Genomic DNA, 15,326 nt, shown 5'->3' on the forward strand with positions numbered 1-15,326 from the left:
GCAAGGAATCGGTCCTTGCATTAAGAGGAATGAATGGCGAGTAACAACGTAGCCCAATTTGCCGCGGAACTGAAAATGCCTGCAGGCGTGCTGCTCGAGCAGCTGCAGGCGGCCGGCGTCACCAAAGCGAGCGAAGCCGACGCCTTGTCCGAAACGGACAAGGCGCGTCTGCTCGACCACTTGCGCAAGTCGCACGGCTCGACTGATGCGGACAAGCGCAAGATCACGTTGACGAAACGGCATACGTCGGAGATCAAGCAGTCCGATGCGACGGGCAAGGCTCGCACCATTCAGGTCGAGGTGCGCAAAAAGCGCACTTTCGTCCGCCGCGACGAAACATCCGCTGAAGGCGGAGAAGCATCGAATCATGTGGCCGAAAGCACGGACGCCGAGGAGCTCGAACTCCAGCGCCGTGAAGAGGAAGCTCGTCACGAAGCCGAACTGCTCGAGAAGCAGGCTCAGGAACTGAAGGCGCGCCAGGAGCAACTGGAGCGCGAAGAGGCCGAGCGCCAGGCGCGCGAGCAGGCCGCGGAAGCCGAGCGTCGCCGTGCTGAAGAAGAGGCGGCGAAGAAGCGCGCGGCCGAGGCGGCAGCTCGTGAGAAGGCGCAGCAGGCAACGCAAGCTGCGAAGGTTGAGGCGGCGCCTGCCAAGGCGGCCGAACCGGCCGTCGCTAAAGACACCGAACAGGACGACGAGCGCGCCGCGGCAGAACGCGCGGCTCAGCGCGAAGCGGCGAAGAAGGCGGAAGACGCTGCGCGTCAGGCTGCCGAGAAGGCACGTGCCGAGCAGGAAGAAATCGCGAAGCGCCGTGCCGCGGCGGAAGCCGAAGCGCGCGCGATCCGCGAAATGATGAGCACGCCGCGCAAGGCACAGGTGAAGGCGCCCGAACCGGCGCCGAAGCCCGCCGAGCCGGCCAAGGCCGCAGAAGCCAAGGGCACGCTCCACAAGCCGGCGCGTCCGGCCGGTGAAGCAGCGCGTCCGGCTGCGGGCGCTGCGCGCAAGCCGGCGGCAGCGGCTCCGGCCGCCACGACCACGCCGTCTGCCGGCGACAAAAAGAAGCCGGGCGGCAAGGGCGGCTGGCAGGACGACGCAGCCAAGCGCCGCGGCATCAAGACGCGCGGCGATACGAGCGGCGGCGTCGACCGTGGCTGGCGCGGCGGCCCGAAGGGTCGCGGCAAGCATCAGGACCAGAACACCACGTTCCAGGCGCCGACCGAACCGATCGTGCGCGAAGTGCATGTGCCGGAAACCATCACGGTCGCCGATCTGGCGCACAAGATGGCGGTGAAGGCATCGGAAGTCATCAAGTCGATGATGAAGCTCGGCCAGATGGTCACGATCAACCAGATGCTGGACCAGGAAACGGCGATGATCATCGTCGAGGAACTGGGCCATCACGCGGTTGCGGCCAAGCTGGACGACCCGGAAGCCATGCTGGTGGAAGGCGAAGCGTCGGATGCGGAAGCTCTGCCGCGTCCGCCGGTCGTCACCGTCATGGGTCACGTCGACCACGGCAAGACGTCGCTCCTCGACTACATCCGCCGCGCGAAGGTTGCAGCGGGCGAAGCAGGCGGCATCACGCAGCATATCGGCGCTTACCACGTCGAAACGCCGCGTGGCGTGATCACGTTCCTCGACACGCCGGGCCACGAGGCCTTCACGGCCATGCGTGCCCGCGGTGCGAAGGCAACGGACATCGTGATTCTGGTGGTTGCAGCCGACGACGGCGTGATGCCGCAAACGAAGGAAGCGATCGCCCACGCGAAGGCCGGCGGTGTGCCGCTCGTCGTCGCGATCAACAAGATCGACAAGCCGGAAGCCAACCCGGAGCGCGTCAAGCAGGAACTGGTTGCGGAAGGCGTCGTGCCGGAAGAGTACGGCGGCGATTCGCCGTTCGTGCCGGTGTCGGCAAAGACTGGCTCGGGCATCGACGATCTGCTGGAAAACGTGCTGCTGCAAGCCGAAGTGCTAGAACTCAAGGCACCGGTCGAAGCGCCGGCCAAGGGTCTCGTCATTGAAGCGAAGCTCGACAAGGGCAAGGGCCCGGTCGCGACCATCCTGGTCCAGTCCGGTACGCTGAATCGCGGCGACGTGGTGCTGGCAGGCAGCGCTTACGGCCGCGTGCGAGCCATGCTGGACGAAACCGGCAAGCCGACCAGGTCGGCGGGTCCGTCGATTCCGGTCGAAATCCAGGGTCTGTCGGAAGTGCCGCAGGCTGGCGAAGAAGTCATCGTCATGCCGGACGAGCGCAAGGCGCGTGAAGTCGCGCTGTTCCGCCAGGGCAAGTTCCGCGACGTCAAGCTCGCCAAGCAGCAGGCCGCGAAGCTCGAGAACATGCTGGAGCAGATGGGCGAGGGCGAAGTGCAGTACATGCCGCTCATCGTCAAGGCCGACGTGCAAGGTTCGCAGGAAGCGCTGGTGCAGTCGCTGCTCAAGCTCTCCACCGACGAAGTGCGCGTGCAGATCGTGCACGGCGCCGTGGGCGGCATCAGCGAGTCCGACGTCAACCTGGCAACGGCTTCGAAGGCGGTCATCATCGGCTTCAACACGCGGGCGGATGCGCAGGCTCGCAAGCTGGCGGAAGCCAACGGCGTGGACATTCGCTACTACAACATCATCTACGACGCAGTGGATGAGGTGAAGGCCGCGATGTCGGGCATGCTGGCTCCCGAGAAGCGCGAAGTCGTGACGGGTACGGTAGAAGTGCGCCAGGTGTTCAAGGTGCCGAAGATCGGCGCGGTGGCCGGCTGTATGGTCACGGACGGTTTCGTCAAGCGCTCGTCGTCGGTGCGCGTGCTGCGCAACAACGTCGTCATCTTCACGGGTGAGCTCGATTCGCTCAAGCGCTTCAAGGACGACGTGAAGGAAGTCCGTCAGGGCTTCGAGTGCGGTATGTCGATCAAGAACTTCAACGACATCGTCGAAGGCGATCAGTTCGAAGTCTTCGAGGTCACCGAAGTCGCGCGTACGCTGTAAGTCACGCGGCAAGGTTCCAGGGGCGGAGCGGGCATCAACGCCCGCTCCGCCCGTTGTTTTTGGGCCTGCCGCTTCGCGCAACCCTTGCGGTTGCGCTGCGCGAATGCCGCGCGTTCTGTCGCCGCGGTTCCGCGAACCATTTTTGCATCCGCCACAGCGGATCACACAACACCATGCCTAAAAAACGTACTTCACCCAATCGCAATGTGCAAATCGCGGATCAGATCCAGCGCGATCTGTCGGAACTGCTGCGCGAGGTCAAGGACCCGCGCATCGGTATCGTCACGATTCAGAGCGTCGAACTGACGCCGGACTACGCACACGCAAAGGTCTACTTCACGACGCTGACCGGCGATCCGCAGCAGACGCTCGCGGCGCTCACGCACGCGGCCGGCCACCTGCACAACCAGTTGTTCAAGCGCCTCCATATTCACACGGTGCCGACGCTGCATTTCCATTACGACAAGACGATCGAGCGCGCCGTCGAGATGTCGCGTCTGATTGACGAAGCGAACGCCAGCCGCGCGAAAGAAGATTAAACGCCCGGCTGCGCCGCACGGCGTAACATGCCGCGTGCCGCAACGGCCGGGCGCAGCGCGCCCGATGCCGTTCCGGCTTCCATGGAAAACCGTTTTCCGACATGACCGCACCTCAACGCCCCCGCGTGCCGCGCCGCGCGCTTGACGGCGTGCTGCTGCTCGACAAGCCGCTTGGTCTATCGAGCAACGACGCACTGATTCGCGCGAAGCGCCTCTATCTGGCGAAAAAGGCGGGCCACACCGGCACGCTGGATCCGCTTGCCACCGGCCTGCTGCCGCTCTGTTTCGGCGAGGCCACCAAGTTTTCGCAAGATCTGCTCGAAGCCGACAAGACCTATGAGGCCACCATGCGCCTCGGCATTCGCACGACCACGGGCGACGCCGAAGGCGAGCCGGTAGACACGCGCGCGGTGACCTGCGACGAAGCCGCGGTGCGGGCGGTGCTGCCCGCATTTCTCGGCGACATCGTTCAGATTCCGCCGATGTATTCGGCGCTCAAGCGCGACGGCAAGCCGCTCTACGAATATGCACGCGCCGGCCAGACCGTCGAGCGCCAAGGGCGAGAGGTCACGATCCATTCGCTGGAACTGCTTGCTTGCGCGCTGCCGGATGTGACGTTTCGCGTCACCTGCAGTAAGGGCACGTATGTGCGCACGCTCGCCGAGGACATCGGCGAGGCGTTGGGCTGCGGGGCGCATCTGGTGGCCTTGCGGCGCACCGGCGTCGGCGCGCTGACGCTGGAGCATTCGGTGACGCTCGACGCGTTGTCGGACGCGGCCGAAAGCGAGCGCGATGCGTGGCTGCAACCGGTCGACGCTTTGCTGTCGACGTTTCCGTCGGTGCATCTCGACGACGACGCGACGCGCCGCTTTCTGCACGGTCAGCGCCTGAAGCTTTCCGAACTCAACATGAGCAATGAAGCGATGAGTGCGTCGCGCGTGAGAGTGTACGCGGCGGTGCAGGGGCGCCTGCTTGGCGTCGCGAAGTGCGGGGAAGGAGTGCTGGCTCCAGAACGGCTGGTTGTCACCGCAGCCGGTTAGCAGTGTCCCGCAGCGGATCTGGCAAGTCGCGCACCTCACACTTCGCGCGGTTAGACGACTGCTAGAGAACGGCTAGCGCCGAAACGAGAAAAAAGGCGGGGCCGCCCACAAGCGGTCCCGCCTTTTCATCATCCAGCTACGCGCGACTGGAACGCGAAATCAATGCGCCGCCGCGGCAGCGGCACCGGCGTCGCCACCGGCTTTCTCTGGCTTCGTGATCCAGATCAGCGCAATCAGCGCGACAAAGATGCCAGCCGACACGAAGAACAGGTCGTTCACGCCCAACTGCGCGGCCTGCTGCGTGGCCATCGAATTGAAGAGTCCATACGCTTGCGGTTGACTGAAGCCCGCGGCGCCCATTTGCCGGATCGACTGATCGAATACCGGGTTGTAGGCGTTGGCGCGCTCGGTCAGTTGCGCATGGTGCATGATCGTGCGATGGTCCCACGCCGTCTGAAAGATTGACGTGCCGATGCCGCCGCACATGATCCGCACGAAGTTCGACAGGCCCGAGGCCGCTGGAATCCGGTTGCCAGGCAGGCCCGACAGCGTGATCGACACGAGCGGAATGAAGAAACCGGCCATGCCGATGCCCTGAATCAGCGTGGGCAGCAGCAGGGAGTAGGTATCGACGCCGGTGGTATAGCGCGAGCGCATCCAGAAACACAGTGCGAAGACGAGGAACGACAACGTCGCAATGTAGCGTGGGTCGGTGCGCGGCAAGACCTTGCCCGTGATCGGCGACAGCAGCACGGCGAAGAGTCCGACGGGTGCCATCACGAGGCCGGCTTCAGTGGCCGTGTAGCCGATATCGGTTTGCAGCCACAGCGGCAGCAGTACGAGATTGCCGAAGTACAGACCGTAGCCGATCGACAGCGCGATCGTGCCGCCCGTGAAGTTGCGCTTGCTGAAGAGCGAGAGATCGACCACCGGATGCTCGGCCGTCAATTCCCACACGATGAAAAACGCCAGCGCGATCACCGCAACCAACGCCAGCACGACAATCGTGGTGGACGAAAACCAGTCGAGGTCCTTGCCCTTGTCGAGCATGACCTGCAACGAGCCGACCCAGACGATCAGCAGACCGAGCCCCACGCCGTCGATGGGCGCCTTTTTGACGACGGAATCGCGGTTGCGGAAGATCATCCACGTGGCCGCCGCGGCGATCGCGCCGACGGGGATGTTGACGTAGAAGATCCACGGCCACGAGATGTTGTCCGAAATCCAGCCGCCGAGAATCGGGCCCGCGACCGGCGCGATCAACGTGGTCATCGCCCACATGGAGAGCGCCATCGGCGCCTTGGCGCGCGGATAGCTGGCGAGCAACAGCGTTTGCGAGAGCGGAATCATCGGGCCCGCCACCGCGCCTTGCAGCACGCGCGAGGCGAGCAGGAAGGGCAGCGTCGGTGCGAGCCCGCACATCCACGACGAGATCACGAACAGCACGATCGACGCCATGAAAAGCCGCACCTGACCGATGCGATCGGTGAGCCAGCCAGTCAGCGGCACCGAGATCGCGTTGGCGACCGCGAACGACGTGATCACCCATGTGCCCTGATCGGACGACACGCCGAGGTCGCCGGAAATGGACGGAATCGACACGTTCGCGATCGACGTGTCCAAAACGTTCATGAAAACGGCGAGCGACACCGCGATGGTGCCGATCACCAGTTGCGCGCCCTCGAGCGGCGGATGCGGGAGTTGCGCCTGAGCCTGAGCCATGCAAAAAGCCTTGTGTGAGTCGCCGCGTGGCTTACATCAGCTTGGCAGCTGCGGGCTTGCTGGTGCCAGACTGCGCGGCTTTTTGCGTGCCGGCGTTCGGACCTGCGTTTTCCGCGATGATGCGGGCGATTTCGGCATCGGCCTGGTCGCCGTACTTCGCGAACACGTTCGTCTGGTACACGGTGTTCTGCGCCTCGCCCAGCTTGCCGCCGTTTTCGTCCTTGATGCTGACGTCGGCTTGCATCGAGAGACCGATACGCAGCGGATGCTTCTCGAGTTCCTGCGGATCGAGCGCGATCCGCACCGGCAGGCGCTGCACCACCTTGATCCAGTTGCCGGTCGCATTCTGTGCCGGCAACAGCGAGAACGCCGAACCCGTGCCCGCCGAGAAACCGACCACCGTGCCGTGATAGACCACCGACGAGCCGTAGACGTCGGCCGTCAGCTCGACCGGCTGGCCGATGCGCATGTGCTTGAGCTGGACTTCCTTGAAGTTGGCGTCGACCCACACTCCGCCAAGCGGCACGATCGCCATCAGCGGGGTGCCCGGCGACACGCGCTGGCCGACCTGCACCGAGCGCTTCGCGACGTAGCCGGTAACGGGCGCGGGGAGCGTGTTGCGCGCATTGTTCAGATACGCGTCGCGGACTTTCGCTGCTGCGGACTGCACGTTCGGGTGGTTCGCGATGGTGGTGTTCGCCGTCAGCGCGCGGTTCGACGCGAGTTGCTGCTGGGCGGCTTCCACTGCGGCCTGCGCGCTCTTCACGGCGTCGCGGGCGTGCGAGATTTCTTCCTGCGACACGGCTCCGGTCTGCGCCACCGTCAGGCGGCGCTTCAGGTCGTCCTGCGCGCGCGACAGATCGGCCTGGCGCTGCGCGACCTGGGCCTGGTACTGATTGTCGTCGGCGAAGAGGCCGCGCACCTGGCGCACCGTCTGCGCGAGATTCGCTTCCGCCTGTTCGAGCGCGACGCGGGCGTCGGCCGGGTCCAGCACGACGAGCGGGTCGCCGGCCTTGACGGTCTGGGTGTCGTCGGCGTTGACCGCGACGACCGTGCCGGTGACCTGCGGCGTGATCTGCACGACGTTGCCGTTCACGTAGGCGTCGTCGGTGTCTTCGTGAAAGCGCGCCACGAGGAAGTAGTACAGGCCATAGGCGATGGCCGCGATGAGGATCACGATGACGAGCAGCGTCATCATGCGCTTGCGTCTGCCGTTGTTGGCCGGTTGTGCCGGCTTGTTCGGCTGTGCCGGTTGGTTCGTAGCCGCAGGCTGCTGGGGGGTGCTCATTGATGTGCTCCGGGTTCTCTCAAACGTCGTCGTTTATTCAAATGTTCGTGCGTGCTGGGTTGCAGTCAGTGCCGTTGCGCTTCACGCCGCTCACTTTGCTGCCGTGGTCGCCGCCGGTGCCGCACTGGCCGCGGCGGCCGGCGCCGCGGACCGTTCGTCAGCCGGCACCACGAGGCCCGTCTGGGTCGCGTCGAAACCGCCGCCGAGCGCCTTGACAAGGCCGATCTGCAGATCGCGGCGGCGCATCTTCAGGGTGGTGACACTCTGTTCGGCTGCGAGGCGGTTCTGGTCGGCGGTCAGCACCTGCAATTGCGGCGACAGACCCGCCTTGTAGCGGATCACGGCGAGCTGGTAAGCCTTCGTGGAGGCGTCGAGCGCGCGCTGGGCGTCGCCCGATTGCTGATCAATCGAGCGGATCGACGAGACTTGCGTCGCCACGTCCGACAAGGCATTGATCAGCGTCTGGTTGTAATTTGCGACGTCGAGGTCGAAGTCGGCGTAACGGCCCTTCAATTGCGAGCGCAGGGCGCCGGCGTCGAAGATCGGCAGATGGATCGCCGGACCGAACTGCATCTGGCGGCTGCCCGCCTTAAGAAAGCGGCCCCAGCCGAATGCGTCGAAGCCGAAGCCCGCCGCGAGGTTCACATCGGGGAAAAACTCGGCCTTTGCTTCCTTCACGTCGTGCATGGCCGCTTCGACCTGCCAGCGGGCAGCCACGATATCGGCGCGGCGCGCGACGAGGTCGGCGGGCAGATTGTCGGGCAGCGCCACTGCGCCGCCCACGCCCAGCGCCGGCTGCGCGATCTGCAGGCCGCGGTCCGGACCCTTGCCGAGCAGCGCACCTAACTGATAGCGCACCACGGTGATCTGACCGTCGAGGTCGGTCAGGTTCGACTGGCTCGTCGCGATATTGCCGGTCGCGGTCTGGCGTTCGACGTTGGTGTCGAGACCGGCGGCGACGCGGCCGTTCGTGATGCGGCCAATCTCCTGGCGGTTCTCGATCTCGCGCGCGGCGATGTCGCGCAACGCGTACAACTGCGCGAGCTGGTTGTAGGTGCTCGCCACCGACGCCGCGAGTGTCACGCGCGCCTGTTGCATGTCCGCCTCAGCCGCCTTTTCCTGCGACACGGCCTGACCTAAGCGCTGACGGTTCTTGCCCCACAGGTCGAGATCCCACGAGGCGCTCGCGAGCACGTTGTTCTCGCTATACCATGTGCCGCCATACGGGGGCGGGTAGAGCGCGTTGCCGGAAAAGAGCTCGCGCGTCCAGGAATAGCTGCCGTTGACTTTCGGGTAGAGCGCCGAGCGCGAGCTTTCAATATAGGACGACGCTTTCGCGAGGCGCGCCTGCGCCTGCGCGATCGACGGGTTGCCTTCCAGCGCTTCGGCAATCAGCTTCGGCAGTTGCGGATCGCCGAACTGGTTGGCCCAGTCGAGCGACGGCCACTGGCCGGCCTGACCCGCCAGACTTTGCGTGGACTCGTACTGCGCCGGCGACGAGATCTGCTTGTCGCTCTTGACGCCGAAGTAGTTCGCGCACCCCGCGAGGGCGAGCGCTGCCACCGCGGCGGCGACAGCGGCCCGGCCGGAAAGCGCGGGCGCGGACAGGGAAAGGGATTTCATCGCTCGACTCTTTGAGTGGAATGTAATGATGGACGCTGCAAGCAATTTGTCAGGACTTGCCGTCGAAATTACTTGCCGAATCACGGGTGAGGGCCGTGCATTCGCCTGAATTGATCAACACCCGCCGGAGCATGCTTTTCAGAAAACCCACTTCCTCCGGCGTGAAGCCGGCGAGCAGGCTGTCTAGCACGCTCATGAAAATCTTCGGCATTTTTGCCGCTATTGCGTGGCCTTCCGGCGTGAGCGCGAGCCGCACGGCGCGCCGGTCCTCATTGCTGCGCACGCGCGTAAGCAGGCCACGCTTTTCCAGCCGGTCGATCAGACGCGTGACGGCGCTTGCGTCGATGCCGTATTCGCGCGCCAGTTCAGCAGCCAGCAGGCATTTGCCGCTCGCCACCATGAACAGGATGCTGCCCTGCTGGCTGGTGATGCCGAGTTCCGCCATGCTGCGCTGGGTGACCAGGTTCGACATGGTGGATTTCACGCGCGAGAGCAGGTAGCCGACGCTTTCGCCAAGCTGGTACTCGCTGATCTCCGGCGCGGGTGTTGAGGACGGCTCCGTCATGATTCTCGTGCGAATGCAATGGTTGACTAGGCACGATTATAAGAGTTGGATGATTGACGCGGCAAGCGTTATTACAGCTTAGGCAAGGAATATTCCGCGCTCAAGGAGGAATCGGCGCGTTTTCACGTAGGCCTCGCGGACGCTGGCTGTCAGCTTTGTCGCGCTGATGGCGATGCGGGAGGGCGTTCGCTATCGGGGAATACCAGAAAGCGTCACTGTTCAGTGCTATAATGTTGGGTTCCCAAAAGTGCGCTTTGGGCTTGTCGTAAATTTGTCCTCGTATTGCTCTGGTAGAAGGGTGAGCGGCATGGGTAAGCGGCATGAGCAAGCGGCGCACTCAACTGTCTCCAGGTTCCTATGACCCGCGCCCTACGCAACATCGCCATCATTGCCCACGTCGACCACGGCAAGACCACGCTCGTCGACCAGCTTCTTCGCCAGACCGCCACGTTCCGCGACAACCAGCAGGTTGCCGAGCGCGTGATGGACTCGAACGACATCGAAAAAGAACGCGGCATCACGATCCTTTCGAAGAACTGCGCGGTCGAATACGAAGGCACGCACATCAACATCGTCGACACCCCGGGTCACGCGGACTTCGGCGGCGAAGTGGAGCGCGTGCTGTCCATGGTCGACTCCGTGCTGCTGCTCGTCGACGCTGTCGAAGGCCCGATGCCGCAAACCCGCTTCGTCACCAAGAAGGCGCTCGCGCTCGGGCTGAAGCCGATCGTCGTGGTCAACAAGGTCGACCGTCCGGGCGCGCGCGTGGACTGGGTGATCAACCAGACGTTCGACCTGTTCGACAAGCTCGGCGCGACCGACGAACAGCTCGACTTCCCGATCGTCTACGCGTCGGGCCTGAACGGCTACGCGGGCCTCACGCCCGACGTGCGCGAAGGCGACATGCGTCCGCTCTTCGAGGCTGTGCTCAAGCACGTGCCGGTGCGCGCGGCCGACCCCGAAGGTCCGCTGCAATTGCAGATCACCTCGCTCGACTACTCGTCGTATGTCGGCCGTATCGGCGTGGGCCGTATCACGCGCGGCCGCATCAAGCCGGGCATGGCCGTCGCCGTGCGTTCGGGTCCGGACGGCGCGATCCTGAACCGCAAGATCAACCAGGTGCTGTCGTTCAAGGGCCTCGAGCGCGTGCAGGTCGACTCGGCTGAAGCCGGCGACATCGTGCTGATCAACGGTATCGAGGAAATCGGCATTGGCGTGACCATCTGCTCGCCGGAACAGCCGGAAGCGTTGCCCATGATCACCGTCGACGAACCGACGCTGACCATGAACTTCCTCGTCAATTCGTCGCCGCTCGCCGGCCGCGAAGGCAAGTTCGTCACGAGCCGTCAGATTCGTGACCGCCTGATGAAGGAACTGAACCACAACGTCGCGCTGCGCGTGAAAGACACGGGCGACGAAACGACCTTCGAAGTGGCAGGCCGCGGCGAGCTGCACCTCACCATTCTGGTCGAGAACATGCGTCGCGAAGGCTACGAGCTGGCCGTGTCGCGTCCGCGCGTGGTGATGCAGGAAATCGACGGCGTGAAGCACGAGCCGTACGAAAACCTCACCGTCGACATGGAAGACGCACACCAGGGCGGCGTGATGGAAGAACTCGGCCGCCGCAAGGGCGAAATGCTCGACATGGCGTCGGACGGCCGGGGCCGCACGCGCCTCGAATACCGCATTTCGGCGCGCGGCCTGATCGGCTTCCAGTCGGAATTCCTCACGCTCACGCGCGGTACGGGCCTGATGAGCCATACGTTCGACTCGTATCAGCCGGTCAAGGAAGGCGCGGTCGGCGAGCGCCGCAACGGCGTGCTGATCTCGCAGGACGACGGCGCAGCAGTCGCTTACGCGCTGTGGAAGTTGCAGGATCGCGGCCGTATGTTCGTCTCGCCGGGCGACGCGCTGTATGAAGGCATGATTATCGGCATTCACAGCCGCGACAACGATCTCGTCGTGAACCCCATCAAGGGCAAGCAGCTCACCAACGTGCGCGCCTCGGGCACCGACGAAGCCGTGCGCCTCGTGCCGCCTGTGCAGTTGTCGCTGGAATACGCGGTCGAATTCATCGACGACGACGAGCTCGTCGAAGTCACGCCGCAATCCATTCGTCTGCGCAAGCGTTATCTGAAAGAGCACGAGCGCCGTGCCGCGAGCCGCAAGGGCGCGGTGGACTAAGTAGCGCGCGCCGGCTGCGGCGTCTTTGCTGTCGCTGTTCGCCGGAAGTCATGTGAAGCCACCTGAGGCCACCTGAGGCCACCAGAAGCCACCTTCGGGTGGCTTTTTTATTTTCGCGCATGCGCATAACGTTATCGGCATTTGGCGAGGGTTCGCTGCCGGTTTATGCACGTTTGTTCCCGTTAATCGCAGAAGACTGTTGCGTATTACGACAATCGTCGCGAAAGCCTGTCGCTGCGGGCTTGGGCGGCAATTCGTCTGCTATCTGGACTATCCGTTCTGTGATATGCTCCCCGGGTGCAAGTTTTAGGTCCTTCCAAGCAAGACTTGATTCGCGCAATCCGCTAAACGGTCAGGCCGTGTCGCGGAAGGTTCTGTAACCCGCTATTTCTCGAGAAACTCGAAGAAAGGTGAGCGTAAAAATGATGAAGCAATTCCAGTCGAACTCTTATCTGTTCGGCGGCAATGCTCCGTACGTAGAAGAAATGTACGAAGCATATCTCGACAACCCGGCGTCAGTGCCCGAGAACTGGCGCAGCTATTTCGACGCGTTGCAGAACGTTCCTGCATCGGACGGCAGCAATGCCAACGACGTGGCCCACGGCCCGATCGTCGAATCGTTTGCGCAACGGGCCAAGGCCAATGCCTTCATCCCGCGCACCGCAACCGGCGGCGAAGACCTCGCTACCGCGCGAAAGCAAGTCTATGTGCAGTCCCTCATCGGCGCATATCGCTTCCTCGGCTCGCAATGGGCCAATCTCGATCCTCTGAAGCGCCGCGAACGTCCCGCTATTCCCGAACTCGAACCTGCGTTCTACGACTTCACCGAAGCCGACATGGACCAGGAGTACAGCGCCACGAATCTGTATTTCGGATTCGAAAAGGCATCGCTGCGCGAGATCGTGAAGGCGTTGCGCGACACGTACTGCGGCACGATCGGCGCCGAGTACATGTACATCAGCGACCCGGAACAGAAGCGCTGGTGGAAGGAAAAGCTGGAATCGATCCGCTCCACGCCGAACTTCTCGAACGAGAAGAAAAAGCACATCCTGAATCGCCTGACGGCCGCTGAGGGCCTCGAGCGCTTCCTGCATACCAAGTACGTCGGCCAGAAGCGCTTCTCGCTGGAAGGCGGCGAAAGCTTCATTGCGTCGATGGACGAAGTCGTGCGTCACGGCGGCGCACGCGGCGTGCAGGAAATCGTCATCGGCATGGCTCACCGTGGCCGTCTGAACGTGCTGGTCAATACGCTCGGCAAAATGCCGGCTGACCTGTTCGCCGAATTCGAAGGCAAGCACGTCGACGACCTGCCGGCCGGCGACGTCAAGTACCACAAGGGCTTCTCGTCGGACGTCTCGACCGAAGGCGGCCCGGTTCACCTGTCGCTCGCGTTCAACCCGTCGCACCTCGAAATCGTCAACCCGGTGGTCGAAGGTTCGGCGAAGGCGCGTATGGATCGCCGCGGCGACGAGAACGGCCAGCAGGTGTTGCCGGTGCAGATTCACGGCGACGCGGCTTTTGCCGGCCAGGGCGTCGTGATGGAAACGCTGAACCTCGCGCAAACGCGCGGTTACGGCACGCACGGCACGCTGCATATCGTCATCAACAACCAGATCGGTTTCACGACGTCGGACCCGCGCGACTCCCGCTCCACGTTGTACTGCTCGGACGTCGTCAAGATGATCGAGGCGCCGGTGCTGCACGTGAACGGCGACGACCCCGAGGCTGTCGTTCTGGCCACGCAACTGGCTATCGACTTCCGGATGCAGTTCCACAAGGACGTCGTGGTCGACATCGTCTGCTTCCGTAAGCTCGGTCACAACGAGCAGGACACGCCGGCTGTCACGCAGCCGCTGATGTACAAGACCATCGCCAAGCACCCCGGCACACGCGCGCTGTATGCGGAAAAGCTGGTGCAGCAAGGCGTGATCACGGCTGAAGACGCGGACGAGTACGTCAAGGCGTACCGCAAGGCCATGGACGAAGGCCATCACACGGTCGACCCGGTGCTCTCGAACTACAAGAGCAAGTACGCGGTGGACTGGGTGCCGTTCCTGAACCGCAAGTGGACCGACGCAGCCGACACGGCCGTGCCGCTGGCGGAACTGAAGCGCCTTGCCGAGCGCATCACCACGATCCCGGAAAACTTCAAGGTTCACCCGCTCGTCGAGCGCGTGATCAACGACCGTCGCGCCATGGGCCGCGGCGAAGCGAAGCTCGACTGGGGCATGGGCGAGCATCTCGCGTTCGCGTCGCTGGTCGCATCCGGCTATGCCGTGCGTCTGACCGGTCAGGACTCGGGCCGCGGCACGTTCACACACCGTCACGCGGTGCTGCACGATCAGAACCGCGAGCGCTGGAACGACGGCACATATGTGCCGCTGCAGAACATCGCCGAAGGTCAGGCGAAGTTCACGGTGATCGACTCCGTGCTGTCGGAAGAAGCAGTGCTTGGCTTCGAATACGGCTACTCGACCGCTGAACCGAACACGTTCGTCGCGTGGGAAGCGCAGTTCGGCGACTTCGTGAACGGCGCGCAAGTCGTGATCGACCAGTTCATCTCGTCGGGCGAAGTGAAGTGGGGCCGCGTGTCCGGCCTGACCATGCTGCTCCCGCACGGCTACGAAGGCCAGGGTCCGGAGCACTCGTCGGCGCGTATCGAGCGTTTCCTGCAACTGTGCGCAGACCACAACATGCAGGTCGTTCAGCCGACCACGCCGGCGCAGATTTTCCACCTGCTGCGCCGTCAGATGATCCGCCTGTTCCGCAAGCCGCTGATCGTCGCTACGCCGAAATCGCTGCTGCGTCACAAGGAAGCGGTGTCGGATCTGTCGGAACTGGCGAAGGGTTCGTTCCAGCCGGTGCTCGGCGAAGTGGACGAAAGCATCGACGCGAAGAAGGTCAAGCGCGTGCTGGTGTGCTCGGGCCGCGTGTACTACGACCTCGTCGCGCATCGCCGCGAAGCGAAGTCGAACGACGTCGCCATCATCCGTATCGAACAGCTGTATCCGTTCGCGCACAAGCAGTTCGAAACGGAAATGAAGAAATACGACAACGCGACGGAAGTGGTGTGGGTGCAGGACGAGCCGCAGAACCAGGGCCCGTGGTTCTACATCGAGCATCATCTGAAGGAAGGCATGAAGGAAGGACAGAAGCTGGCGTACAGCGGCCGTCCGGCTTCGGCTTCGCCGGCAGTGGGCTACTACGCGAAGCACTACGAGCAGCAGAAGGCGCTGGTCGAAGGCGCTTTCGGCCGCCTCAAGAGCGCGTCGATCGCTAAATAAAGAGATGAGACGAACCGGGAAAGCGCAGTGCGCTTTCCCGTGCCGCGTTGTTTAACCCTTCTTCGAGTTGAAGTGCGGCACGCAGGGTTCGCAGGCGGTCGTCGT

General features: G+C 63.6%; 8 protein-coding genes and 1 pseudogene. 5 read left to right on the plus strand and 4 right to left on the minus strand.

Annotated elements, in window-relative coordinates; all coding sequences use genetic code 11:
- Positions 1-33: 33 nt before the first annotated feature.
- The 3 genes from infB (at position 34) to truB (ending at position 4,555) form a co-directional block, all read left to right on the plus strand.
- On the plus strand, positions 34-2,976 hold the full coding sequence (gene infB / locus A3AC_RS0109325) for a translation initiation factor IF-2 (protein WP_025598521.1): 2,943 nt from the start codon (positions 34-36) through the stop codon (positions 2,974-2,976).
- Positions 2,977-3,149: 173 nt separating this feature from the next.
- On the plus strand, positions 3,150-3,515 hold the full coding sequence (rbfA, locus tag A3AC_RS0109330) for a 30S ribosome-binding factor RbfA (protein WP_025598522.1): 366 nt from the start codon (positions 3,150-3,152) through the stop codon (positions 3,513-3,515).
- 101 nt (positions 3,516-3,616) lie between these two features.
- Positions 3,617-4,555: a tRNA pseudouridine(55) synthase TruB gene (truB, locus tag A3AC_RS0109340; RefSeq protein WP_025598523.1), complete on the plus strand. Its 939-nt coding sequence runs from the start codon at positions 3,617-3,619 to the stop codon at positions 4,553-4,555.
- 159 nt (positions 4,556-4,714) lie between these two features.
- On the opposite strand, the pseudogene A3AC_RS0109345 reads toward truB, so the two are convergent.
- From A3AC_RS0109345 to A3AC_RS0109360, 4 genes and pseudogenes are all read right to left on the minus strand, one after another.
- Positions 4,715-6,286: pseudogene (locus A3AC_RS0109345) on the minus strand (DHA2 family efflux MFS transporter permease subunit); the annotation flags it as partial.
- A gap of 22 nt (positions 6,287-6,308) precedes the next feature.
- On the minus strand, positions 6,309-7,565 hold the full coding sequence (locus A3AC_RS0109350) for an EmrA/EmrK family multidrug efflux transporter periplasmic adaptor subunit (protein WP_025598525.1): 1,257 nt from the start codon (positions 7,563-7,565) through the stop codon (positions 6,309-6,311).
- Positions 7,566-7,655: 90 nt separating this feature from the next.
- The gene (locus A3AC_RS0109355; protein ID WP_025598526.1) at positions 7,656-9,188 is read right to left on the minus strand and encodes an efflux transporter outer membrane subunit; all 1,533 of its coding nucleotides are present in this window, start codon (positions 9,186-9,188) and stop codon (positions 7,656-7,658) included.
- A 49-nt stretch (positions 9,189-9,237) separates the two neighbouring features.
- Positions 9,238-9,753 (minus strand): MarR family winged helix-turn-helix transcriptional regulator, encoded by a 516-nt coding sequence (locus A3AC_RS0109360; protein WP_025598527.1) that lies wholly within the window; start codon positions 9,751-9,753, stop codon positions 9,238-9,240.
- A 357-nt stretch (positions 9,754-10,110) separates the two neighbouring features.
- Here A3AC_RS0109360 and typA point away from each other — a divergent pair, with 357 nt between their 5' ends.
- Together typA and A3AC_RS0109370 are read left to right on the plus strand one after the other, a co-directional pair.
- Complete coding sequence (gene typA, locus A3AC_RS0109365) at positions 10,111-11,937, plus strand: translational GTPase TypA (protein ID WP_013588059.1); 1,827 nt, start codon at positions 10,111-10,113, stop codon at positions 11,935-11,937.
- 422 nt (positions 11,938-12,359) lie between these two features.
- Positions 12,360-15,221 carry a 2-oxoglutarate dehydrogenase E1 component gene (locus tag A3AC_RS0109370; RefSeq protein ID WP_025598528.1) on the plus strand — a complete coding sequence of 954 codons (2,862 nt, stop codon included), beginning with the start codon at positions 12,360-12,362 and terminating at the stop codon, positions 15,219-15,221.
- The last annotated feature ends 105 nt before the right edge of the window (positions 15,222-15,326 follow it).

The sequence above is a fragment of the Burkholderia sp. WSM2230 genome (assembly GCF_000472445.1).
In the GTDB taxonomy this organism is placed as follows: Bacteria; Pseudomonadota; Gammaproteobacteria; order Burkholderiales; family Burkholderiaceae; genus Paraburkholderia.

What these genes read in the sequence shown, in the direction of transcription:
- infB (WP_025598521.1), top strand. Translation starts at nt 34, where the DNA reads ATGGCGAGTAACAACGTAGCCCAATTTGCCGCGGAACTGAAAATGCCT.
- rbfA (WP_025598522.1), top strand. Translation starts at nt 3,150, where the DNA reads ATGCCTAAAAAACGTACTTCACCCAATCGCAATGTGCAAATCGCGGAT.
- truB (WP_025598523.1), top strand. Translation starts at nt 3,617, where the DNA reads ATGACCGCACCTCAACGCCCCCGCGTGCCGCGCCGCGCGCTTGACGGC.
- A3AC_RS0109350 (WP_025598525.1), bottom strand. Translation starts at nt 7,565, where the DNA reads ATGAGCACCCCCCAGCAGCCTGCGGCTACGAACCAACCGGCACAGCCG.
- A3AC_RS0109355 (WP_025598526.1), bottom strand. Translation starts at nt 9,188, where the DNA reads ATGAAATCCCTTTCCCTGTCCGCGCCCGCGCTTTCCGGCCGGGCCGCT.
- A3AC_RS0109360 (WP_025598527.1), bottom strand. Translation starts at nt 9,753, where the DNA reads ATGACGGAGCCGTCCTCAACACCCGCGCCGGAGATCAGCGAGTACCAG.
- typA (WP_013588059.1), top strand. Translation starts at nt 10,111, where the DNA reads ATGACCCGCGCCCTACGCAACATCGCCATCATTGCCCACGTCGACCAC.
- A3AC_RS0109370 (WP_025598528.1), top strand. Translation starts at nt 12,360, where the DNA reads ATGATGAAGCAATTCCAGTCGAACTCTTATCTGTTCGGCGGCAATGCT.